The 21,737-nt window shown below is 59.5% G+C and carries 21 protein-coding genes; 6 read left to right on the forward strand and 15 right to left on the reverse strand.

Annotated elements, in window-relative coordinates:
* Nucleotides 1–88: 88 nt before the first annotated feature.
* The 11 genes from pgi to dksA form a co-directional block, all read right to left on the reverse strand.
* Entirely contained in the window at nt 89–1,753 is a 1,665-nt protein-coding gene (gene pgi / locus ACYZUA_RS06865) for a glucose-6-phosphate isomerase (RefSeq protein ID WP_076029727.1), read from the reverse strand.
* Nucleotides 1,754–1,983: 230 nt separating this feature from the next.
* Nucleotides 1,984–2,364: an aspartate 1-decarboxylase gene (gene panD / locus ACYZUA_RS06870; RefSeq protein ID WP_008153310.1), complete on the reverse strand. Its 381-nt coding sequence runs from the start codon at nt 2,362–2,364 to the stop codon at nt 1,984–1,986.
* 197 nt (nt 2,365–2,561) lie between these two features.
* Nucleotides 2,562–3,422 carry a pantoate--beta-alanine ligase gene (panC, locus tag ACYZUA_RS06875; protein ID WP_461962512.1) on the reverse strand — a complete coding sequence of 287 codons (861 nt, stop codon included), beginning with the start codon at nt 3,420–3,422 and terminating at the stop codon, nt 2,562–2,564.
* A complete protein-coding gene (gene panB, locus ACYZUA_RS06880; RefSeq protein ID WP_461962513.1) occupies nt 3,419–4,219 on the reverse strand; it encodes a 3-methyl-2-oxobutanoate hydroxymethyltransferase in 801 nt (266 codons plus the stop codon). Before panB ends, panC begins: the two co-directional genes overlap by 4 nt.
* A gap of 365 nt (nt 4,220–4,584) precedes the next feature.
* Nucleotides 4,585–5,070, reverse strand: coding sequence for a 2-amino-4-hydroxy-6-hydroxymethyldihydropteridine diphosphokinase (gene folK / locus ACYZUA_RS06885; protein ID WP_461962514.1), 486 nt, complete (start codon nt 5,068–5,070; stop codon nt 4,585–4,587).
* A gap of 3 nt (nt 5,071–5,073) precedes the next feature.
* A complete protein-coding gene (locus ACYZUA_RS06890) occupies nt 5,074–6,474 on the reverse strand; it encodes a polynucleotide adenylyltransferase PcnB (RefSeq protein WP_008153304.1) in 1,401 nt (466 codons plus the stop codon).
* 893 nt (nt 6,475–7,367) lie between these two features.
* The gene (locus tag ACYZUA_RS06895) at nt 7,368–8,804 is read right to left on the reverse strand and encodes a sigma-54-dependent transcriptional regulator (RefSeq protein ID WP_461962516.1); all 1,437 of its coding nucleotides are present in this window, start codon (nt 8,802–8,804) and stop codon (nt 7,368–7,370) included.
* Nucleotides 8,805–8,826: 22 nt separating this feature from the next.
* Nucleotides 8,827–11,781, reverse strand: a complete 2,955-nt coding sequence (locus ACYZUA_RS06900; protein ID WP_176471621.1) for a sensor histidine kinase — start codon at nt 11,779–11,781, stop codon at nt 8,827–8,829.
* The gene (locus tag ACYZUA_RS06905) at nt 11,765–11,941 is read right to left on the reverse strand and encodes a hypothetical protein (RefSeq protein ID WP_003176118.1); all 177 of its coding nucleotides are present in this window, start codon (nt 11,939–11,941) and stop codon (nt 11,765–11,767) included. The genes ACYZUA_RS06900 and ACYZUA_RS06905 overlap by 17 nt, the downstream gene beginning before the upstream one ends.
* Nucleotides 11,942–12,018: 77 nt before the next feature.
* Nucleotides 12,019–12,915: a tRNA glutamyl-Q(34) synthetase GluQRS gene (gene gluQRS / locus ACYZUA_RS06910; protein ID WP_461962518.1), complete on the reverse strand. Its 897-nt coding sequence runs from the start codon at nt 12,913–12,915 to the stop codon at nt 12,019–12,021.
* A 203-nt stretch (nt 12,916–13,118) separates the two neighbouring features.
* Nucleotides 13,119–13,559 (reverse strand): RNA polymerase-binding protein DksA, encoded by a 441-nt coding sequence (dksA, locus tag ACYZUA_RS06915; protein WP_007902025.1) that lies wholly within the window; start codon nt 13,557–13,559, stop codon nt 13,119–13,121.
* 332 nt (nt 13,560–13,891) lie between these two features.
* On the opposite strand from dksA, the gene ACYZUA_RS06920 reads away from it, so the two are divergent.
* Nucleotides 13,892–15,064, forward strand: a complete 1,173-nt coding sequence (locus ACYZUA_RS06920) for a pyridoxal phosphate-dependent aminotransferase (protein WP_461962520.1) — start codon at nt 13,892–13,894, stop codon at nt 15,062–15,064.
* Entirely contained in the window at nt 15,064–15,777 is a 714-nt protein-coding gene (sfsA, locus tag ACYZUA_RS06925; protein ID WP_461962521.1) for a DNA/RNA nuclease SfsA, read from the forward strand. The genes ACYZUA_RS06920 and sfsA overlap by 1 nt, the downstream gene beginning before the upstream one ends.
* Here sfsA and ACYZUA_RS06930 read toward each other — a convergent pair.
* Nucleotides 15,774–16,091, reverse strand: a complete 318-nt coding sequence (locus tag ACYZUA_RS06930) for a Rieske (2Fe-2S) protein (protein ID WP_461962523.1) — start codon at nt 16,089–16,091, stop codon at nt 15,774–15,776. The two genes, sfsA and ACYZUA_RS06930, sit on opposite strands and share 4 nt — an antisense overlap.
* Before the next feature lie 166 nt (nt 16,092–16,257).
* Between ACYZUA_RS06930 and ACYZUA_RS06935 the strand changes: the two genes are divergently transcribed.
* The 4 genes from ACYZUA_RS06935 to ACYZUA_RS06950 are packed head-to-tail and all read left to right on the forward strand — an operon-like array spanning nt 16,258 to nt 19,803.
* Nucleotides 16,258–17,130 (forward strand): heme/hemin ABC transporter substrate-binding protein, encoded by an 873-nt coding sequence (locus ACYZUA_RS06935; RefSeq protein ID WP_461962524.1) that lies wholly within the window; start codon nt 16,258–16,260, stop codon nt 17,128–17,130.
* 50 nt (nt 17,131–17,180) lie between these two features.
* On the forward strand, nt 17,181–18,164 hold the full coding sequence (locus ACYZUA_RS06940; protein ID WP_197281707.1) for a FecCD family ABC transporter permease: 984 nt from the start codon (nt 17,181–17,183) through the stop codon (nt 18,162–18,164).
* A complete protein-coding gene (locus ACYZUA_RS06945) occupies nt 18,164–18,931 on the forward strand; it encodes a heme ABC transporter ATP-binding protein (RefSeq protein WP_461962525.1) in 768 nt (255 codons plus the stop codon). Before ACYZUA_RS06940 ends, ACYZUA_RS06945 begins: the two co-directional genes overlap by 1 nt.
* Before the next feature lie 20 nt (nt 18,932–18,951).
* Complete coding sequence (locus ACYZUA_RS06950; RefSeq protein WP_461962526.1) at nt 18,952–19,803, forward strand: ChaN family lipoprotein; 852 nt, start codon at nt 18,952–18,954, stop codon at nt 19,801–19,803.
* 233 nt (nt 19,804–20,036) lie between these two features.
* Here the strand turns inward: ACYZUA_RS06950 and ACYZUA_RS06955 are convergent, their stop codons facing one another.
* From ACYZUA_RS06955 to ACYZUA_RS06965, 3 genes are all read right to left on the reverse strand, one after another.
* A complete protein-coding gene (locus tag ACYZUA_RS06955; protein WP_461962527.1) occupies nt 20,037–20,837 on the reverse strand; it encodes a Crp/Fnr family transcriptional regulator in 801 nt (266 codons plus the stop codon).
* Nucleotides 20,838–20,852: 15 nt separating this feature from the next.
* Nucleotides 20,853–21,125: a TfoX/Sxy family protein gene (locus ACYZUA_RS06960; RefSeq protein WP_003228231.1), complete on the reverse strand. Its 273-nt coding sequence runs from the start codon at nt 21,123–21,125 to the stop codon at nt 20,853–20,855.
* 245 nt (nt 21,126–21,370) lie between these two features.
* Nucleotides 21,371–21,715 (reverse strand): pentapeptide repeat-containing protein, encoded by a 345-nt coding sequence (locus ACYZUA_RS06965; protein ID WP_111451047.1) that lies wholly within the window; start codon nt 21,713–21,715, stop codon nt 21,371–21,373.
* Between the last annotated feature and the right edge of the window lie 22 nt (nt 21,716–21,737).

The raw sequence follows: 21,737 nt of genomic DNA on the forward strand, positions 1-21,737 counted from the left end.
CTTGCTCGCGATGCAGACGCAGCGGTGTATCAGGTACACCGCGTTATCGTTCATCGCGAGCAAGCTCGGCTCCTACGGGAGCGAGGGGTTAGCCGCGGTGACGACCGCGGAAGTAGTTGATCAGGCCCTGAGTCGAAGCATCGTCAGCCGGGGTTTCTTCGCTGCCGACCAGGCGGTTGTAGACGCCTTTGCCCAGCTCTTTACCCAGCTCCACGCCCCACTGGTCGAAGGCGTTGATGCCCCAGATCACGCTTTGCACGAAGACTTTGTGTTCGTACATCGCCACCAATGCGCCGAGGCGACGCGGGCTGATGCGCTCGACCACCAACGTATTGCTCGGACGGTTGCCCGGGATCACCTTGTGAGGCGCGAGTTTTTGCACCTCTTCTTCGCTCATGCCTTTGTCGCGCAACTCGGCTTCGGCCTCGGCAAGGGTCTTGCCCAGCATCAGCGCCTGGCTTTGTGACAGGCAGTTGGCGTACAGCCACTGGTGGTGGTCGGACACCGGGTTGAAGCTGACGATCGGCACGATGAAGTCGGCCGGGATCAGTTGGGTGCCCTGGTGCAGCAACTGGTGATACGCATGCTGACCATTGCAGCCCACGCCACCCCAGATCACCGGGCCGGTGTCGGTGGAGACCGGAGTGCCGTCCTGGCGCACACTCTTGCCGTTGGATTCCATGTCCAGCTGTTGCAAGTGCTTGGTGATGTTGCGCAGGTAGTGGTCGTACGGCAGGATCGCGTGGCTTTGCGCGCCCCAGAAGTTGCCGTACCACACGCCGAGCAACGCCAGCAGTACCGGCATGTTCTGTTCGAAAGGCGCGCTCTGGAAATGCTGGTCCATGGTGTAGGCACCGGACAGCAGTTCTTTGAAGTTCGACATGCCGATGGCCAGGGCGATCGGCAAACCGATGGCCGACCACAGCGAATAACGCCCGCCAACCCAGTCCCACATCGGGAAAATGTTTTCTTCGCGGATGCCGAATGCCACAGCCGCTGCATTGTTGCTGGAGACGGCGATGAAGTGACGATACAGCTCGGCTTCCGAACCACCCTGAGCCAGGTACCAAGCGCGTGCAGCCTGGGCATTTTTCAGGGTTTCGAGGGTGTTGAAGGATTTCGACGAAACGATGAACAGTGTGGTTTCGGCACGCAGCTTCATGGTCAGTTCGTGGAACTCACTGCCGTCGATGTTCGCCAGGTAATGGCAGCGCACGCCTTTCTGGGCGTAGGACAGCAGCGCTTCGGAGACCAGTTCCGGGCCGAGGAACGAGCCACCGATGCCGATGTTCACCACGTCAGTGATCGGCTTCTCGGAGTAACCGCGCCACAAACCGTCGTGGATACGGCCCACGAGGTCGGTGATCTGGTTCAGGACCTTGTGCACTTCCGGCATCACGTTGACGCCGTTGACCTTCAGCTTGTCGCCGACCGGACGGCGTAGCGCGGTGTGCAGGGCCGGACGACCTTCGGAGGAGTTGACGATTTCGCCTTCGAACAGCGCTTTGATCGCGCCCTGAAGGTCGACTTCGTTGGCCAGGCCCACCAGCAGATCGCGGGTCTGGGCGTTGATCAGGTTCTTCGAGTAGTCGAGAAACAGGCCGCAGCTGCTGAGGGTGAATTGGGTAAAGCGCTGCGGATCGGCATTAAAGGCTTCGCGCATGCTGAAATCCTGCATGGCTTGGCGGTGGTCATTCAACGCTTGCCAGGCGGGCAGAGCGGTAACGTCTTGAGGGGTGCGGTAATACGCCATCGCTGCGGGTTTCCTTTTTACTTGAACGGCCTTTTGAACACTAAAAATACCGGAGCGCTGTGGGTGGGCGTCCGGTCAACTGCGTCGACACGATTTCATGACACAGGGCGAATACAGTAAACCTCGCGCTGCGATCTGTCTTGACTTTGTCTGACCCGTTCCCGGTACTTTTTTATACATCAAGCAGGGAACGGTCCGACAAACGGAAGGGGGGAGGGGCTAAGACGGGATCAGGCGACCTGAACCGGAATGGCATTGCTGGTGTGGCTCAGTTCATTACCCGGCGCCATGTAGAGCATGCGTGGCTTGAAGTTGAGCAGCTCGGCTTCGCTGTAGTGGGCGTATGCGCAGATGATCACGCGGTCACCCACCTTGGCCTTGTGTGCGGCGGCACCGTTGACCGAGATCATGCGCGAGCCTTCTTCGCCACGAATCGCGTAGGTGGTGAAGCGTTCACCGTTGTCGATGTTGTAAATCTGGATCTGTTCGTACTCACGGATGCCGGACAGGTCCAGCCATTCGCCGTCGATGGCGCAAGAACCTTCGTAATCGAGTACAGCGTGGGTGACTTCGGCGCGATGCAGCTTGGCCTTGAGCATGATGGCGTGCATGAGTGTTTCCCCAGGTCGGAATCGAACGGCGGGCATTGTGCCCAAAGGCTTGAGGGCCAGCAATACGGTGTGAGAACCCACACAGAACGCTGTAGGAGCCGAGCTTGCTCGCGATGGCGGACTGTCAGCCAACATTGATGTTGAATCTGACGGCCCCATCGCGAGCAAGCTCGGCTCCTACAGGGGGATTGTGGTGTTCAGGCAGTAGCGTCGAGGTTCAGATGCAGGTTATCGATCAACCGCGTAGTGCCCAGGAACGCTGCCACCAGAATCACCAGGTCCCGATCCTCCGGGGTCGCCGGACGCAAGGTCAGCGCATGACGAATCTCCAGATAGTCAGGACGCAAACCCGCCGCTTCAAGCTGCTTGATCTGCGCACCGATCAACGCCGGGAAATCCCGTTCACCCTGTTTGATTGCGTCGGCAATCTGGCTCAAACCGCGATACACAACCGGCGCAACGGCCCGCTGTTCTTCGCTGAGGAAACCATTGCGCGACGACAGCGCCAGGCCATCGGCTGCACGTACCGTCGGTTCGCCGATGATCTGGATCGGCATGTTCAGGTCATGCACCAGGGCGCGGATCACCGCCAGTTGCTGGAAGTCTTTCTGGCCGAAGATCGCCAGGTCCGGCTGGACCATGTTGAATAGCTTGGTGACCACCGTCGCCACACCTTCGAAATGCCCGGGACGGCTGGCGCCGCAGAGGCCTTCGGAGAGTTGCGGAACGCTGACGCGGGTCTGGCCGACCATGCCGTCGGGGTACATTTCTTCAACGGTTGGCGCGAACAGTAAGTGGCAACCGGCCTGGAGCAGCTTCTCCTGATCGGCTGCGAGGGTGCGCGGGTACTTGTCGAGGTCTTCGCCGGCGCCGAACTGCAACGGGTTGACGAAAATGCTCGCGATCACGAAATCCACCCGTTGGGTGGCTTTGGTCACCAGTGCAACATGACCGCTGTGCAGGTTGCCCATGGTCGGCACGAAGCCGATTCGCTTGCCTTCGCCACGGGCACGGGCCACGGCGGCCCGCAATTCGCGTACGGTTTTTACGGTGTTCATGCAGAGAATCCGTGTTCGATACCTGGGAAAGTCGCCGCTTTGACTTCAGTGACGTAAGCGCCAATCGCCGCTTGAATGTTTTGTTGCCCGGCCATGAAGTTCTTCACGAACTTCGGCACACGGCCAGTGATCGACAGGCCGAGCATGTCGTGCAGAACCAATACCTGGCCATCGGTGCCGCTGCCGGCGCCGATGCCGATTACCGGAATGCCCACAGCCTGGGTGATTTCCTGAGCCAGTTCGCTCGGTACGCATTCGAGCAGCAACATGGATGCACCGGCCTGCTCCAGTGCGATGGCGTCGGCACGCATTTGCCGCGCCTGGTTCTCGCTGCGACCCTGGACTTTGTAACCGCCTAGAATGTTCACCGATTGCGGTGTCAGCCCCATGTGCGCGCACACCGGGATACCGCGCTCGGCCAGCAAACGGATCGAGTCCGCCAGCCACAACGCACCTTCAACCTTGACCATGTGCGCACCCGCCTGCATCAACAGGGCACTGTTGGTCATGGCTTGTTCGGTGGTGGCGTAGGCCATGAAGGGCAGGTCGGCGAGGATCAACGCATCGGTGTTACCGCGTTTGACGGACGCCACGTGGTAAGCCATTTCCGTGGTGGTGACCGGCAGGGTGCTGTCGTGACCTTGCAAAACCATGCCAAGGGAGTCGCCCACCAGCAGCACTTCGACACCAGCCTCATTGCAGGCGTGGGCGAAGGTCGCGTCATAGCAGGTCAGCATGGTGATCTTTTCACCTTTTTGCTTGAGACCTTGCAGAGTGGTCAGGGTGATGGCTGGCATGAAAAGTTCCTCATTCAGGCGCTGTGGAAACTACTGCGAGTAACGCGCGTGATTCTTCGTTAAATACAGGCGCACGGTCTGTTGTCGTGCTTTTAAGGCCTGGATTGCGCCCTTCAACGCCGTGTTGGCGGTAGCGGGACGCCTATAGTCGTGAGGAGAACTCGGGAAGTCAATTGCGTGTGTTACCGCATTGTTACGTGTGGGGTGTTACCGGGGTAACTGATGCGATTCAGCAGCAGATTTTGTGTTCAACACAAAAACCAATGTGGGAGTGAGCCTGCTCGCGATGGCGTCCTGACAGTCAACATCTTCGGTGAATGTTAAGTCGCTATCGCGAGCAGGCTCGCTCCCACAGGGGATTTTTGTCAATTTTGGGAGACGCGTTCCAACCCGACGAACGGGCAGGCAGCGAGCAAATCACTCAGGCTGCGGCCATCGGCCAGACGCAAATCCGCCGGCGCCAGTTCGGCCAGTGGATACAGAACGAAGGCTCGTTCCTGCAGATGGTAGTGAGGCACCTTGAGGCGAGGTTCATCGATCAGCCGATCACCGAACAGTACGATGTCGAGATCCAGCGTACGCGGGCCCCAGCGTTCAAGGCGCTCGCGACCCTGTCCGTTTTCGATGGCTTGCAGCGCATCAAGCAGCTCCAGCGGCGGGAGTGTGCTGTCGAGGGCGGCAACCGCGTTGGTATAACGCGGTTGGCCGGGTAACAGCGAGTCGCTCTGATAGAACGCGGAAACCCCGATCAATTCGGTTTGCGGCAACTGTGCCAGCGCCTCGACGGCGCTGCGCAATTGTTCGGCGGGGTCAGCCAGATTGCTGCCCATGCCGATGTAGATGCGTTCCATGGATTACTCGCCCGTGGCGCTCGGTGCGCCTGCGGTACGTTTGCGCTTGGCGCCACCGCTGCGGCGACGTTTGCGTGGAGCGCCAGTGCCGTCGTCCTTGCCGCTGAGGTCGCGAATCATGTCGCGACGTTCGCTGTCGTTGGCGTCCTGATAGTCCGTCCACCACTCGCCCAGGCCATCAGTCTGCTCGCCGGCGCTTTCGCGCAGCAGCAGGAAGTCGTAGCCGGCTCGGAACCGTGGGTTGTCCAGCAACAGGTCGGCGCGCTTGCCGCTGCGGCGTGGCAGACGCTCTTGCATGTCCCAGATTTCGCGGATCGGCATGGTGAAGCGTTTCGGAATCGCGATGCGCTGGCACTGTTCGGCGATCAGTTCATGAGCCGCTTCCTGCATCGCCGGAATCGGCGGCATGCCACGTTCTTGCAGGCGCAATACACGGGCCGGCAGGGCAGGCCAAAGCAGCGCCGCAAACAGGAACGCCGGGGTCACCGGTTTGTTCTGTTTGATCCGCAGATCGGTGTTGATCAACGCTTCACTGATCAGCGTGTGGGTGTACGTCGGGTTGTATTCCAGCGCCTCGGCACTGGCCGGGAACAGCGGATCGAACAGCTGCAGGTCGACCAGCATCTCGAAGGTGTCCGCTGCATGGCCGGAGAGGAACAGCTTGAGCACTTCTTCGAACAGGCGCGCCGATGGGATCTCGCGCAGCATCGGCGCCAGTTCACGGATTGGCGCGGCGCTGTGTTTTTCGATGCCGAAATTCAGCTTGGCGGCGAAACGCACGGCTCGCAGCATCCGTACCGGGTCTTCCTGGTAGCGTTGCTTCGGGTCGCCGATCAGGCGGATCAGGTGATTGCGGATGTCGTGTACGCCGTTGGCGTAGTCGAGGATGCGCTCGCTGACCGGATCGTAATACAAGGCGTTGATGGTGAAGTCGCGGCGTTGCGCGTCTTCTTCCAGCGTGCCATAGACGTTATCGCGCAGGATGCGCCCGCTTTCGTTGCGGGAAGACTGGTTGCTGTCTTCCTCTTCATCGTTTTGCGGGTGATTGGCGCGGAAGGTCGCGACTTCAATGATTTCGCGGCCAAAGTGGATGTGCACCAGCTTGAAGCGGCGACCGATGATCCGCGCGTTGCGGAATTCGGCTCGCACCTGTTCAGGTGTGGCACTGGTGGCGACGTCGAAATCTTTTGGCGTGATGCCGAGCAGCATGTCACGCACACAGCCGCCGACCAGGTAAGCCTGATAACCGGCGTTCTGCAGGCGTTCGACGATGTTCACCGCGTAGCGACTGAATTGGGCCTTTTGCAGCGAATGTTGGCCGCTGTTGAGCACTTCAGGCGTACTGCGAATGTGTTGCGTATGACGCTTGGGAGAACGGAATGACTGGAACAGCTTCTTCAGCATGGGATGCACTGTTTGAAGGAATGTTCGGCCAAAACGAAGAATGACCGCATGATGGGCGGGGATTCTAGCATTTAGTCGGGGGATGGTGTAGGAAGCTGCGCAAGCGCTTGAAGGGAGGGGCTTGTTGGTGCGGATGGGCTCTAGCAGCTGCCGAGCAATGCGCTGTGGCGAGGGGATTTATCCCCGTTCGGCTGCGAAGCAGTCGTGAATTCAGATAACGCGGTGCTTCAGATAGACCATGCGTTCAGGTTTTACGGCTGCTTTGCAGCCGAACGGGGATAAATCCCCTCGCCACAAACGCAGTTGCTACAAAGTCTAAACGCCAGAAACTACAAGGGGAGCCGAAGCTCCCCAAGAAAGTAGTTGCATGCTCTATTTTTATTTTTGATTCGGGCTTTTTGTTTTTGTTAAGTGCCCTCGCCATGAAGTTTTTCCTTCATGACCCTCCCAATCGGGAGCCAAGAGCAAACGGATTGCTTTGGTCGCTGTGTTGCAGTGATCTTGCGATCCAACCAGTTCAGGCTCTGTCTTGTGACAGTTTTTGTTGTTCTCGGCCTGGTCGTGGGGCAAGCCCCAAATACAACGCCTCTCCAAAAGAATCAGTTAGCTGCGCCTCTCGCCGTCTTGTTTTTATTGTGCGTGAGTCGATACGTCTTATTTTTATTGTCTTGTGCATTGCTTGTTATTGTTCTTGTATCAAACATATAGCAGGGTGCGTGCCAACTTTTGCGAAACCCAGTAAAACAAGGGGTTAGGTAGGTTGGTGAGGTTTTCGGAGGCCAAAAAAAGCCGGGGCTTCGTTACCGTAAGCCCCGGCTTCTGTTACGTGAAAAACCTGAGGTAACAGTTTTTTCACAGTGTCACGTGTTACCCGCGTATCAGACAGGCGAGGTTCAGCTCTCGCTGGCCACCCCGGTCTTGCGCCGCGGAATGCCCAGGCGCTGACGGCGTTCCCACAGGCATTTGCGACTGACACCGAGTTTGCGCGCCAACTCGGTTTCGGTCATGTGGTCCTGATGCTCGAGAACGAAGTGCTGGAAGTAGTCTTCCAGTGACAGGTCTTCGGTCGGTTCATGGCTGTTGTTACCGGCGGCGCTGCCCTGTTGTGGAGGCAGGCCGATGAAATCGTCATCGTCCAGATCGCTCAGTTCGATGTCGATCCCCAGCAGCTCGGCGGAAATCTCCGGGCTCTCGCACAGGATGACGGCACGTTCTACGGCGTTTTCCAGCTCTCGAACGTTACCCGGCCAGGCGTAATGACGAATCGCCTGCTCGGCATCCGGGGCGAACTTCAGGTCGGTGCGGTTGACTCGCGCGCTCTGCCGCGCCAGGAACGCGTTGGCGATTTCGTTGACATCCGCGCCGCGCTCGCGCAGGGCCGGCAGTTTCAGGGCGATCACGTGAAGGCGGTAATACAAGTCTTCACGGAACTGGCCGATCTTCGCCAGGCTCTTGAGGTCCCGGTGAGTCGCAGCAATCAGGCGCACATCGACTTTCTGGGATTGCACCGAACCCACACGACGAATTTCACCTTCCTGCAGCACGCGCAGCAGGCGGGCCTGGGCTTCCAGTGGCAGTTCGCCGATTTCGTCGAGGAACAAGGTGCCGCCGTCGGCCGCTTCGACCAGGCCGGCACGCCCGGCGCTGGCGCCAGTGAACGCGCCTTTTTCGTGGCCGAACAGTTCGGACTCGATCAGGCTTTCCGGAATGGCCGCGCAGTTCACCGAAATCATCGGCGCCTTGGCACGTTTGGACAGGTTGTGCAGAGCGCGCGCCACCAGTTCTTTACCGGTGCCGGATTCGCCCTGAATCAATACATTGGAGTCGGTTGGCGCGACTTTGCGGATCTTGCTGTACAGATCCTGCATAGGCGGGCAGGAGCCGATGATGCCGATTTCGCCGTTGTTGTTGCTGGCGCCCGGTTTCGCGGCGCCATTGCCGGCTTTGCCGACGGCAGGTTCGCCGCTGGTTTGCACAGCTTGACGGTCACGCAGGATTCGCGCGACGGCCTGGAGCATTTCGTCATGATCGAAAGGCTTGGCGATGTAATCCACCGCGCCCATCTTCATCGAGTCGACCGCCGAACGCAGACTGGCGTAGCTGGTCATGATCAGCACCGGAGTGCCCTGGCCGAGTTTGATCAACTCGGTGCCAGGCGCGCCAGGCAGACGCAGGTCGCTGACGATCAGGTCGAACGTGGGAATGGTGAAGCGTTCTTGTGCTTCCTGCACTGAACCGGCTTCGCTGACCTGGTACTGGTTACGTTCCAGCAGGCGGCGCAAGGCGGAGCGGATAATTGTTTCGTCTTCGACGATCAAAATGTGCGGCATTGATTCGATACTCTCGACGGTCTCAGTTCACAGCGGACGTCGCTTCGACATGACGCGGCAAGGTCACCCGGATACGGGTGCCGCGTTGGCTTTGAACATCAGCCGGGCTGTCGATGGTGATTTGTCCATAATGCTCTTCAACGATGGAATAGACCAGTGCAAGGCCCAGACCGGTGCCTTCGCCAGGATCCTTGGTGGTGAAGAAAGGTTCGAACAATCTATCCATGATGTTCTTCGGAATACCGCTGCCTTCGTCTTCCACGATCAAGTCGACCGTGTGTTCGCCGGCTTCGCTTTTGACCCGCACCGCACTGCCGGGAGGCGAGGCGTCACGGGCGTTTGAGAGCAGGTTGATCAGTACTTGTGCAAGCCGCTGCGGATCGCCTTCGACCCAGTGATCGGGATCGCACAGGTTGTAGAACTGAACTTCGAAATTGCGTCGGTTCAGGGCCAGCAAACCGATGGCATCCTGGGCCACTTCGGCCAGACAGACGGGCTCGTCGCTGTGCTGATGGCTGCCAGCGTGGGCGAAGCTCATCAGCGACTGAACGATGCGCGACACGCGTTTGGTCTGCTCCAGGATCTGCCCGCTGATTTCTTTCAGTTCGCTGTCTTCTTCGCGCTCTTCGCGCAGGTTTTGCGCCAGACAGGCAATGCCGGTGATCGGGTTGCCGATTTCATGGGCCACGCCGGCGGCGAGTCGGCCGATGCTGGCCAGACGCTCGGAGTGCACCAGTTTATCTTCGAGCATCTGGGTTTCGGTCAGGTCTTCCACCAGCAATACAAGGCCACTGTTGCCGGGTGCAAGCGGTTCATCGATCGCCGCTTTGTGCAGGTTCAGCCAACGAGTCTGGCCGTCGAGGGCCAGGTGCTGTTTGTGCAAATGCTCGTCCGGCAGATTGATGAAGCCTTGCAGCAGCTCTTTCCATGGATCGGCGATGGTGCTCAGGCGCGAACCGACCACACGCTGTGCGGCAATCCCGGTCAGCTCCTCCATGGCTTTGTTCCACATGAGGATTTCCTGATCCTTGGCCAGCGAGCAGACGCCCATCGGCAACTCCTGCAAGGTCTGTCGGTGATAGCGGCGCAGGGCATCGAGTTCGGCGGCAAGCCCGGTCAGGCGCGAGTGGTAATCCTCGAGGCGACTTTCGATGAAGTGGATGTCTTCGGTGACGTAGTTTTCGCCGCCGGCCTTATAAGGCAGGAATGTCTCGACCATGTCCTGAGCCACGCTCGGCCCCATCAGGCCGGAGAGGTTGGCTTCGATACGGTCGCGCAAGCGGCGCAAGGCGTAAGGCCGACGCTCATCGAAAGGCAGATAGAGGTCACGCAGTGCCTGTTCGACTTCTTTCTGTGCTGCCTTGGCGCCCAAAGGTTTTGCCAGCTGTGTGGCGAATTCCTGGGGTGAGGCGGCGTGCAGTTCGCGGCGTTGCGGCCGGCGCACGTTGTCCACGGCGCAGGCTTCGGCGGCGCTGGCCTCTTCGCTGCTGGCGTTGGTGAACAGCGAAATCAGGGTGAACATCAGCACGTTGGCCGCCAGCGAGGCGATCGCCGCCATGTGCCAACTGGTGTCGTCCAGCACGTAGATCATGTTCAGCAGCGGTATGTAGAAGCCTTGCAGATTGCCGACCAGCGGCAGCAGCATGGTCACCAGCCACACCAGAATCCCTGCGAGCAAACCGGCAATGAAACCGCGGCGGTTGGCGGTCGGCCAATACAGTACCGACAGCACGCCCGGCAGGAACTGCAGGGTGGCGACGAAGGCGACGATGCCCAGATTCGCCAGATCCTGTTCCGCGCCCAGCAGCAGGTAGAAACCGTAACCGGCCATGATGATCGCGACGATCAGCCCCCGGCGGGTCCATTTCAGCCAGCGGTAGATATTGCCTTCGGCCGGCGGCTGATAGAGCGGCAGCACCAAATGGTTCAGCGCCATCCCGGACAAGGCCAGGGTGGTGACAATGATTAAACCGCTGGCCGCCGACAATCCACCGATGTAGGCCAATAGCGCCAATGCCTTGCTGTTGGCTGCGATACCAATGCCGAGCGTGAAGTATTCCGGATTGGTGGTCGCGCCGAGTTTCAGTCCGGCCCAGAGAATCAGCGGTACCGCCAGACTCATCAACAGCAGGAACAGCGGCAAGCCCCAGCTCGCACTGACCAGCGAGCGCGGGTTGAGGTTTTCGGTAAACGTCATGTGGTACATGTGCGGCATCACGATCGCCGAGGCGAAGAACACCAACAGCAACGTGCGCCATGGGCCTTCCTGCAATGGCGTGTGCAATGCGGCGAGCGCGGTCTGGTTTTGCAGCAACCAAAGCTCAAGCTGTTGCGGGCCATCGAACACGCCGTACAGCGCATAGAGGCCAACGCCGCCGATGGCGATCAGTTTGATCACCGACTCGAAAGCAATCGCGAACACCAGGCCTTCGTGTTTCTCGCGGGTGGCGATGTGGCGCGATCCAAAGAAAATCGTGAACAGCGTAATCAGTGCGCAGAAGCTCAGGGCCACGCGATGTTGCACCGGCTCGCGGGTGAGGATGCCGATGGAGTCGGCCACCGCCTGAATCTGCAACGCCAGCAACGGCAGCACGCCGATCAGCATGAAGATCGTCGTCAGCGCGCCGGCCCAGGTGCTGCGGAAGCGGAAGGCGAACAGATCGGCCAGCGACGACAGTTGGTACGTGCGGGTGATTTTCAGGATCGGGTACAAAAGCACCGGCGCCAGCAGAAACGCGCCGGAGACGCCTAGATAGCTGGACAAAAATCCGTAGCCGTATTGATAGGCCAGGCCCACCGTGCCGTAAAACGCCCACGCACTGGCATAAACGCCCAGCGACAGGGTGTACGTCAGCGGGTGGCGAATGATCGCCCGGGGGATCATGCCCCGTTCGCTGACCCAGGCTACGCCGAACAGCACCGCCAGGTACGCGGCGCTGATCAGGATCATCTGGGTCAGGCTAAAGCTCATCGGCATCTTTTTGGCTCTGCAGGATGAAGGTCACGACGATCAGAATCAGCCAGAGCAGATAAGGGCGATACCAGGCGCCAGTGGCGTCGATCCACCAATCCATGATGGCCGGGGAAAATAGATAAATCCCCACTACCAGGAGCAGGACCAAGCGATAGATGTACATCCCGGCCTCTCTTTTTTATGCGCGTGCCCGAAAACGTGCGGCGATGGTAACGGATGGGCGCGCCACTGCAAGTGTGATCACTGTAGTTGCGCTTCGGGCAGGCTGAGTGTGCGCGGGATCAACAACGCATCCCAGTGGGCGATGCCCCAGTTCAACACTTCCCTTGGGGTGGCATAAGCCAGTTCGGCACCGGGATTCTGCCCCAATGCGCGTAATGCACGCAGCAATAAGGGGGTTGCCTGATCTTCGGTCAGCGGCGGCGAACGATAGGACTTGCCGAGCTTGTTGCCATCGGGCTGGGTGATCAGCGGGATATGCAGATAGCGCGGTTGCGGCAGGCCAAGCAGTTCTTGCAGGTAGAGCTGGCGCGGTGTTGAGTCGAGCAGGTCGGCGCCGCGGACGATATCGGTGATGCCTTGCCAGGCGTCGTCCAGCACCACCGCCAGTTGATAGGCGTAGAGCCCGTCCCGGCGACGAATCACGAAATCGCCGACTTCCCGGCCCAGGTGTTGGCGGTATTCGCCTTGCACCCGGTCGACGAAGTGATATTCCAGCTCGGGGACACGCAGGCGAATCGCAGCATCTTTGGTGTCGTGGCCCGCGTTGCGGCACAGCCCTGGATAAATCCCGTGATAGGGCGCAAGTGTTTTGCGTGAACAGGTGCACGCGTAGGCCAGGCCGTGATTGAACAGGCGATTGAGGACTTCGGCGTAGGCATCGTGCCGGTCACTCTGTCGGACCATTTCGCCATCCCACTCGAAGCCGTAGCTTTCCAGCGCCTTAAGAATGGCCGCTTGAGCGCCGGGCTCTTCCCGTGGCGGATCGAGATCTTCCATGCGCATCAGCCAGCGGCCCCCCACCGAGCGCGCGTCAAGGTACGAGGCCAGCGCTGCGACCAGCGAACCGAAGTGCAGATGTCCACTGGGCGTGGGGGCGAAGCGCCCGATGTAGGTGGGGGAGGTGATGGCAGTCATGAGGGCGGTTACGTTGTCTGGTCGTATTGAGCATGGCTTGAAGCCGCCATCGCGAGCAAGCTCGGCTCCTACAGGAAGTCGCGCCAGCCTTTGTAGGAGCCGAGCTTGCTCGCGATGGCGATCTTAAAGTCACAGCAGGTATCAGCGAATGCCGGAAACAAAAACGGAGCGTTCGCACGCTCCGTTTTTCGTTCAAGTCGAGATTACTTGCCGACTTGCTTTTCCTTGATTTCCGCCAGGGTCTTGCAGTCAACGCACATGTCGGCGGTAGGGCGGGCTTCCAGTCGCTTGACGCCGATTTCGACGCCGCAGGACTCGCACCAGCCATATTCTTCGTCTTCGATCAGTTGCAGCGTCTTGTCGATCTTCTTGATCAACTTGCGCTCGCGGTCGCGGGCACGCAGCTCCAGGCTGAATTCTTCTTCCTGGCTGGCACGGTCTGCCGGGTCCGGGAAGTTGGCCGCTTCGTCCTTCATGTGATCAACCGTACGGTCGACTTCCTGCATCAAGTCCTGTTTCCACTTATTCAGGATCTTGGTGAAGTGAGCGCGCATGGGCTTGCCCATGTATTCCTCGCCCTTTACTTCTTTGTAGGGTTCGAAACCGCTGATCGACTGATTTTGCTGCTTTGCTTGGGTGGGCATGAAATGGACCGCCTCTACTCTTGTAATCCATTGCGCAGGATTGCTCCATCACCGACACCTGCCGGCCCTGCGGCTGCAAGCGGGCGAACTTACCAGATCAAATCGGACCGCGCTACTCCCGGATGTCGAGGTAGTGGCCCGCAGTGCTTGCAAATGATTGCAAAGCCTTGTCTGGCGGTGCTGGAGACCTGATCAAATATTGATTTTAGTCAAACCTGAGACACTCGCTTGAGTCGTTTGAGACCAGCGTTATAACGGTCTGACCGCTTTAGGTTCTCGCTCGTTCCTGCGCTTGGGTAGAATTGGTTTTTTTTCCCGTTGAAGGAAGGCTAATGGTTCAGTCCTACAGTGCCCGCAGTCGCGCGATCGAACCTTTCCATGTCATGGCGCTGCTGGCGCGGGCCAATGAACTGCAAGCCGCTGGCCACGACGTGATCCACCTGGAAATCGGCGAACCCGACTTCACCACCGCCGAGCCGATCATTCAGGCCGGTCAGGCCGCATTGACGGCGGGAAAGACCCGTTACACCGCCGCGCGCGGCATTCCCGAGTTGCGTGAGGCCATTTCCGGCTTCTATCAGCAACGTTACGGTTTGAACATCGACCCGCAGCGAATCCTCATCACGCCTGGTGGTTCCGGTGCATTGCTGCTGGCCAGCGCCTTGTTGGTGGATCCGGGCAAGCACTGGCTGCTGGCGGACCCGGGATACCCGTGCAATCGGCACTTTTTGCGGCTGGTGGAAGGCGCAGCGCAGCTTGTTCCTGTAGGTCCGGACGTGCGCTATCAACTGACGCCGGACCTGATTGCCCGCCATTGGGACCACGACAGCGTCGGCGCCCTGGTGGCGTCGCCCGCCAACCCGACCGGGACGATCCTGACCCGCGACGAGCTGGCGGGCCTGTCTGCCGCGATCAAGGAGCGCCACGGTCATCTGGTGGTGGACGAGATCTATCACGGACTGACTTACGGCACTGATGCGGCCAGCGTGCTGGAAGTCGATGACAGTGCCTTTGTACTGAATAGTTTTTCCAAGTATTTCGGCATGACGGGATGGCGACTTGGTTGGCTGGTGGCGCCTGAAGCGGCGGTCGGTGAGCTGGAAAAACTCGCGCAGAACCTCTACATCAGCGCCCCGAGCATGGCTCAGCACGCCGCTCTGGCCTGCTTCGAACCGGCCACGATCAGCATTCTGGAAGAACGTCGCGCCGAATTCGGCCGTCGTCGGGATTTCCTGCTGCCAGCCCTGCGAGAGCTGGGCTTTGGTATCGCCGTTGAGCCTGAAGGCGCGTTCTATTTGTATGCCGATATCAGCAAGTTCGGCGGTGATGCCTTCGCGTTCTGCCGACATTTCCTCGAAACCGAACACGTGGCGATTACTCCGGGTCTGGACTTCGGTCGTTATCAGGCTGGCCACCACGTGCGGTTTGCCTACACCCAAAGTCTTCCGCGCCTACAGGAAGCGGTCGAGCGGATTGCACGCGGCTTGAAGAGCTGGCAAGGCTGATGCGTTTTCATCCTCCCCTCGAAGAAGGCCGTTTGATTCGTCGATACAAGCGTTTTCTCGCCGATATCGAAACCGTTAGCGGCGAGTTGCTGACCATTCACTGCCCGAACACCGGCTCGATGCTTAATTGTCAGGTCGAAGGTGGGCAGGTCTGGTTCAGCCGTTCCAACGACCCCAAGCGCAAGTTGCCCGGTACTTGGGAAGTCGGCGAAACCCCGCAGGGACGCTTGTTTTGTGTGAACACCGGGCGGGCCAACGGCTTGATCGAAGAGGCGCTGCGAGCCGGTGTCATCACCGAACTGAACGGTTTTACCGAACTGAAACGTGAAGTGGCCTACGGTCAGGAGAGCAGTCGCATCGATTTTCGCCTCGATTACCCGAGCGGGCCGGCCTATGTGGAAGTCAAAAGTGTCACTTTGGGCTTCGATGGCTCTTCGGTGGCAGCGTTTCCCGATGCCGTGACCCAGCGCGGGGCCAAGCATTTGCGCGAATTGGCGCATTTGGCCCGGGACGGAATTCGTGCGGTGCAGTTGTATTGCGTCAATCTCACCGGCATCGACGCCGTGCGTCCTGCAGAAGAAATCGATTCGGCCTACGCCGCAGCCTTGCGTGAGGCGGTGTCGTGCGGGGTCGAGGTGCTGGCCTACGGCGTGCGTTTGACCCACGAAGAAATGCTGGTCGATCGGCGTCTGGACATGTTGCTCAACGGTTAAAGACTGACCCAGATCCCTTGCTCGTCTTCGCGGCAAACGACGGTGGTCAGGGACTGCCCGGCGCAAGGACCGGCGACGCATTCGCCGTCCTCGATCAGAAACAGTGCGCCGTGGGTCGCGCACTGGATCAGGCTGTTGCTGGGGTCGAGAAACTGGTCGGGCTTCCATTCCAGTCCGACGCCACGGTGCGGGCAGCGATTGATGTAGACGTAAACCTGGCCGCCACGGCGCACGGCAAAGAGCTTCTGGCCGTCGATGTCGAAGCCGCGGCTGCTGGCATCGGCCAGCTCAACGCCTGCACAAAGAAACTTCATGTCTATCCTCAAGTCCGGCGGCTCGTGACTGGATATGTCCGAGCTTGACGTTCAAATGCAAACAATTATCAAATGGCTGCCTTGCCTGTCGGGTTCAGGTGCCAGATGCCGAGGATACTTGGCCTGTCATCTCGATGCCCGGGAAAACCCTTAAAGGAAGCTGTTTATGCGCCTGAGTACCCGCGTTGCTGCGCTCTGTGTCGGACTCCTCGTCAGCCACCACGCCGCAGCGGCCGAGTTGCCACAACGTTGGGTCAGTGCCGGTGGAGCTTTATCGGAGTGGATCAGCGCACTGGGCGGTGAATCGAAACTGGTCGGTGTCGACACCACCAGTCAACACCCGGAATTGCTCAAGGCATTGCCCAGCATCGGGTATCAGCGGCAATTGTCGGCGGAGGGCATCTTGAGCTTACGCCCGCAGATACTGGTAGGAACCGAGGAAATGGGACCGCCACCGGTGCTTTCGCAGGTTCGCAGTGCGGGCGTGCAGGTCGAGCTGTTCTCGGCCCAGCCGGATCTGCCGACGTTGCAGGGCAATTTGCAGCATCTGGGCAAGTTGCTTGGCGCTGAAGATCAGGCTTCGCAGGTGTTTCAAACTTATCAACAGCAACTCGATCAACAAAAGATCCGGGTCACTCGGGCGCAGTTGAAGGAAAAATCGCCGGGCGTGCTGTTGTTGCTTGGCCACGCGGGCGGCAAACCGCTCATCGCCGGCAAGGACACCGCCGCCGATTGGTTGCTGCAACAGGCCGGCGGGCACAATCTGGCCACGCATACCGGCTATAAACCCTTTTCTGTCGAATCCCTGGTCAGCCTGGATCCCGAGGTGCTGGTGTTTGCTGATCGTGCACTGACCGGCGATGCAGCCCGTGCGGCGTTGTTCAAGGAGAACCCGATCCTGTCGTCGACCCGCGCGGCCAAGGATGGGCGAGTCATGGAGCTTGATCCGACTTTATTGGTAGGGGGCTTGGGGCCGCGGCTACCCGCTGCGTTGAAAAACCTGTCTGACGCCTTTTACCCCGGTTCGGCCGGCCAATGACCATCCTGGTTAAACCCCGCGCTTTATTCATTGGTCTGATCCTGCTGTGTTTGCTGGCCATCTGGCTGTCGTTGGCGCTTGGGCCGGTAAGCTTGCCGTTGTTCGACACCTTGCGTGCAGCCCTGCGGCTGGTGGGTGTACCGATCGCGCCCGACGGGCTGGAGCAGGCCGAGCTGATCCTCGGGCAGATTCGCTTGCCGCGAACTTTGTTGGGTTTGGCCGTGGGAGGGGTGTTGGCACTGTCCGGCGTGGCGATGCAGGGGTTGTTTCGTAATCCTCTGGCCGATCCGGGGCTGGTCGGCGTCTCCAGCGGTGCGGCATTGGGCGCGGCGATCGCGATTGTCGGTGGCTCGGTATTCGGCGGACTGCCCGAATCCTTCGGGCCTTATCTGTTATCGCTGTGCGCGTTTCTCGGCGGGTTGGGCGTGACCGCGTTGGTGTATCGATTGGGCCGGCGCAACGGGCAGACCAATGTCGCGACCATGCTGCTGGCCGGTATTGCGTTGACGGCACTGGCCGGCTCCGCCGTGGGGCTGTTCACCTATCTGGCGGATGACGCGACGCTGCGCACCCTGACGTTCTGGAACCTGGGCAGCCTCAATGGCGCCAGCTATTCGCGGCTCTGGCCGTTGCTGTTGATCAGTGCCGGCGTGGCGTTGTGGCTGCCGCGCCGGGCCAAAGCCTTGAATGCGTTGTTGCTGGGTGAGTCGGAGGCCGGTCATCTGGGTATCGACGTCGAAAGGCTCAAGCGCGAATTGGTGTTTTGCACGGCGTTGGGTGTCGGTGCTGCGGTGGCCGCGGCGGGGATGATCGGGTTTGTGGGTCTGGTGGTGCCGCATCTGGTGCGATTGCTGGCGGGCCCCGATCATCGTGTGCTGTTGCCAGCGTCAGTATTGGCGGGTGCCAGTCTTTTGTTGTTTGCCGATCTGGTGGCGCGACTGGCCCTGGCGCCGGCTGAATTGCCGATCGGGATCGTCACGGCTTTCATCGGTGCGCCGTTCTTTCTGTATTTATTGCTCAGAGGGCGTGCCTGATGTTGCGAACGCAAAATCTTCAAATCCGTCGAGGCCGAAAGATTGTCCTGACGGACATCACGCTTGAACTCAAACCGGGCGAAGTCCTCGGTGTGCTGGGACCTAACGGGGCTGGTAAAAGCACCTTGCTCGGCGCCTTGTGCGGCGAGTTGCATGCCGATCACGGCAGTGTCTGGCTCGACGAGCGTGAGTTGAGCGATTGGGCGGGGACGGCGCGAGCGCAGCGTTTGGCGGTATTGCCGCAGGTGTCGACCCTGGACTTCGCCTTTCGTGTCGAAGAAGTGGTCGGCATGGGCCGCTTGCCGCATCAAAGCGGCCGGGTTCGCGATGACGAGATCGTCGCCGCCGCATTGCAGGCTGCCGATGCCGGGCATTTGAGTGGCCGCAGCTATCTGGCCTTGTCCGGTGGCGAACGTCAGCGGGTGCATCTGGCGCGGGTTCTGGCGCAGCTCTGGCCGGGCGAAGCAGGGCAAACGTTGTTGCTCGATGAGCCAACGTCGATGCTCGACCCGCTTCATCAGCACACCACGTTGCAAGCCGTGCGCGAGTTTGCCAATCGCGGCGCGGCGGTGCTGGTGATCCTGCATGATCTGAACCTGGCAGCGCGCTATTGTGATCGCCTGTTACTGCTCGAAGGCGGGCGTCCTGTGGCGCTCGATACACCGGAGCAGGTGTTGCGCCCGGAACCACTCAAGGCTGTTTTCGGGCTGGAAGTGCTGGTGCAGCAGCACCCGGAGCGTGGGCATCCGCTGATCATCGCCCGCTGAGTTTTTTATGGAGTGAAAACATGCGTGGGATTTTGATGCTGGCCTTGCTGATGCTGAGTGCCTGTCAGCATGTTTCGACTCCGCCACCGGTTGTCGGCGAGATTCGGGACTTGCGCAGCGGTCAGACCCTCACGGCAGAGGAACTGGTTGCGCGGTTGGAGACGCCTTCACGGCTTATCGTGGGCGAACAGCATGACAATCGCGATCACCATGCACTGCAATTGTGGTTATTGCAGTCACTGGGTGAACGGCGAGCTCAAGGCAGTCTGCTGCTGGAAATGCTCACGCCGGATCAACAGCCGCGCGTCGATGATGTTCGTCATGCCCCGACACTACCGGCGGATTTGCCCGGCGCATTGGCCTGGCAGTCGGGTTGGGACTGGAATCTGTACGGGCCGATCGTTCGCTTCGCGCTGCCCCAACCATACCCGCTGCTGGCAGCCAATCTGGACACGCTCGAAGTCCGTGCCGTTTACGCCAATCCTCCGACATTGAGTGGTTCGCGCTCCAACGCAGCTTCAGTCAAAGATGAGTTGCTGAAGCAAGTCAGCGATTCCCACTGTGGCTTGCTGCCAAAGTCGCAGATGCCGGCGATGCTGGCGGTCCAGCAGCAACGTGACCGACGGATGGCCGAGCGCCTGCTGGCGGCACCCACGCCTTCACTGCTGTTTGCCGGTGCTTACCATGCGCGCAAGGATGTCGGCGTGCCGATTCATGTGCTTGATCTGGGAGAACCCCAGGCGCCTATGGTGTTGATGCTGGCAGAGCAGGGCAGCGAGGTCACACCGGCCATGGCTGATTACGTCTGGTACACACCTGCCACGCCGCCGCAGGATTACTGTGCGCAAATGCGTAAGCAATTTGGCAAGTGATCCAACGAGTTTTCTCCAGGCAAAAAAAGACCCGGCAAGAGCCGGGTCAAATAACCGTGATTAGCCTGATGAGGAGATATCTGAGAGTCCGAACCAAGGGCTTTTCAAATATCGACCAGTCTCGCGACCAGTTGTGATAATCATAGCGATTCTCATTACCAAGTCAACCGCTGATTTTTCAATTATTTGAAATGCGCAGTCCGCTGGCTGGAAACGCCCGTAATCATTGGGTTTCAGCCTGTGCGGTTGAGCGAACTCATCAGAGTGATCTGTTTATTCAGCAAGTCGATATGTCGGGCCATGCTCGCAATCAGGCTATGGGCGATCTTCGGATTGCTTTGGGTCAGGCTGAGAAACTGGTCCTTGGGGATCAGCATGACAGTGCTGGGTTCGCTGGTGATCACGCTGGCGTTACGCTTCTCGCCAGTGAACACCGCCATGGCACCAAAAATCTCGTCCTTGGGTATATCGCCGACTTTATGCCCGTCGACAAAGGCTTCGGCGTGACCATCAATGATGACGAATACCTGATCCGGTTCATCGCCCTGACGGATCAACACTTCGCCACTGGCCACGCGCTGAAAACCATTGGTGCTTCGAAATTCGGGTTGTTTCAGGCGCGCGACGGCGTCGGACAGCAGGGCGGACTGACCGGCCATGTATTGAAGGAACAGCTCCGAACGCTCCGGGTCGGCATAGATATGCTGAAAAACCTCGGCGCGCAGGTAAGGGGTCAATGCCAGCGGGCTGTCGCTGCGAAAGCGGCAACGCGGCAGGTCCGTGCCCTGGCGCAAGCCAATCAGATCTCCCTCGTGCAGATAGAACAATGCCCGATCGTCGATGCATCCATGCAGCAGGCCGTTGTCCAGCACAAACAATTGATCGCCGGGTAACAGGACGGCCAGATCATCGACGGCTGAAAATTCCAGGCTCGGTCCGCAGGGCATCAAACCTTCCAGCAGCCGGCCGGGAATATGTTGCAGTCGATTGATCAGCGCGTCGGCGTAAGCCGGTTGTTCCCCAAGTAGGTACATGGCTGCTGCGTCCGTTCAGTTCTTGTGACGTGACGAGATAGCTTCCAGCTGTTTGTTCAAGGCGTCCTTGCGCTCGGCGGGAATGTCATTCCAGTGCACATCCATCAGGGCACCTTCGATGGCATACAACAACACCTTGGACGCCCGAAACCCGCGCGTGCGCACGGCCCGATAAGCATCCACCGCCCCCAGGCGACGCAAGTCCGAGGCGCTGTGGATGCCCACGGCATGCAGCCATTGCGCCGACGTCTTGCCAAGATTCTTCAGGTGCTGCAGTTCATCATTCATCAAGCCTCCTTGCGACGGCCGAACGGTGCGTGGGCGAGCTTCTCAGGAGTGTAGCCATCAGTAGGAAAAGCGTGATTGTTTGGTTGGTTTCGACGCAAAAGCTTCTAAGAAGCGAATTCTCGAGGCTGTGCGAAAGTCCGCGAGTGCGGTAGGAGGAAAGGGCGGTGGAATCAGGTTTCCGGGCAAGCCATGCCCAGCGTTCAGCGCAAAGCGGGGGCGCCGAACGGGTCAGCTAAAGGTCGCATTTAGCGGGTGCGATAACGCAGGCGTGTACCGAAATTCATCGACATCAGGATCTCGTCAGCACTCAGCTCTGGCGGGAAGTAGGCGCCGGAGATCTGTGCGTGAGCAAGGCTTGCACCTTCCAGGGAAGCGTTGCGAAAGTCGATGCCGCGCAAGTCGGCGGAGCGGAAATAGGCATCGGTGAAGTCGATGCCGTCGGCGTTCAGTTCACGCAGGTCCAGCCCCCGGAAATCGCCACCGACCATGTCGATAGGTCCATCTTTTGGGCGCTCGTTGTTGAAACCTGTGATGTCGTCTTTGTGCAGCAACGCATAAAGCGGGGTGTCGAGAAGTTTCGGCTGGCTCATGTCACATCACCTGTTGGTTTTA

The organism is Pseudomonas sp. LS2P72, assembly GCF_054897865.1.

What these genes read in the sequence shown, in the direction of transcription:
- ACYZUA_RS06955 (WP_461962527.1), bottom strand. Translation starts at nt 20,837, where the DNA reads ATGTACCTACTTGGGGAACAACCGGCTTACGCCGACGCGCTGATCAAT.
- panC (WP_461962512.1), bottom strand. Translation starts at nt 3,422, where the DNA reads ATGAACACCGTAAAAACCGTACGCGAATTGCGGGCCGCCGTGGCCCGT.
- panB (WP_461962513.1), bottom strand. Translation starts at nt 4,219, where the DNA reads ATGCCAGCCATCACCCTGACCACTCTGCAAGGTCTCAAGCAAAAAGGT.
- ACYZUA_RS06935 (WP_461962524.1), top strand. Translation starts at nt 16,258, where the DNA reads ATGCGCCTGAGTACCCGCGTTGCTGCGCTCTGTGTCGGACTCCTCGTC.
- ACYZUA_RS06900 (WP_176471621.1), bottom strand. Translation starts at nt 11,781, where the DNA reads ATGCCGATGAGCTTTAGCCTGACCCAGATGATCCTGATCAGCGCCGCG.
- folK (WP_461962514.1), bottom strand. Translation starts at nt 5,070, where the DNA reads ATGGAACGCATCTACATCGGCATGGGCAGCAATCTGGCTGACCCCGCC.
- ACYZUA_RS06945 (WP_461962525.1), top strand. Translation starts at nt 18,164, where the DNA reads ATGTTGCGAACGCAAAATCTTCAAATCCGTCGAGGCCGAAAGATTGTC.
- ACYZUA_RS06905 (WP_003176118.1), bottom strand. Translation starts at nt 11,941, where the DNA reads ATGTACATCTATCGCTTGGTCCTGCTCCTGGTAGTGGGGATTTATCTA.
- ACYZUA_RS06950 (WP_461962526.1), top strand. Translation starts at nt 18,952, where the DNA reads ATGCGTGGGATTTTGATGCTGGCCTTGCTGATGCTGAGTGCCTGTCAG.
- ACYZUA_RS06895 (WP_461962516.1), bottom strand. Translation starts at nt 8,804, where the DNA reads ATGCCGCACATTTTGATCGTCGAAGACGAAACAATTATCCGCTCCGCC.
- panD (WP_008153310.1), bottom strand. Translation starts at nt 2,364, where the DNA reads ATGCACGCCATCATGCTCAAGGCCAAGCTGCATCGCGCCGAAGTCACC.
- ACYZUA_RS06960 (WP_003228231.1), bottom strand. Translation starts at nt 21,125, where the DNA reads ATGAATGATGAACTGCAGCACCTGAAGAATCTTGGCAAGACGTCGGCG.
- ACYZUA_RS06890 (WP_008153304.1), bottom strand. Translation starts at nt 6,474, where the DNA reads ATGCTGAAGAAGCTGTTCCAGTCATTCCGTTCTCCCAAGCGTCATACG.
- dksA (WP_007902025.1), bottom strand. Translation starts at nt 13,559, where the DNA reads ATGCCCACCCAAGCAAAGCAGCAAAATCAGTCGATCAGCGGTTTCGAA.
- ACYZUA_RS06920 (WP_461962520.1), top strand. Translation starts at nt 13,892, where the DNA reads ATGGTTCAGTCCTACAGTGCCCGCAGTCGCGCGATCGAACCTTTCCAT.
- ACYZUA_RS06930 (WP_461962523.1), bottom strand. Translation starts at nt 16,091, where the DNA reads ATGAAGTTTCTTTGTGCAGGCGTTGAGCTGGCCGATGCCAGCAGCCGC.
- ACYZUA_RS06965 (WP_111451047.1), bottom strand. Translation starts at nt 21,715, where the DNA reads ATGAGCCAGCCGAAACTTCTCGACACCCCGCTTTATGCGTTGCTGCAC.
- pgi (WP_076029727.1), bottom strand. Translation starts at nt 1,753, where the DNA reads ATGGCGTATTACCGCACCCCTCAAGACGTTACCGCTCTGCCCGCCTGG.
- sfsA (WP_461962521.1), top strand. Translation starts at nt 15,064, where the DNA reads ATGCGTTTTCATCCTCCCCTCGAAGAAGGCCGTTTGATTCGTCGATAC.
- gluQRS (WP_461962518.1), bottom strand. Translation starts at nt 12,915, where the DNA reads ATGACTGCCATCACCTCCCCCACCTACATCGGGCGCTTCGCCCCCACG.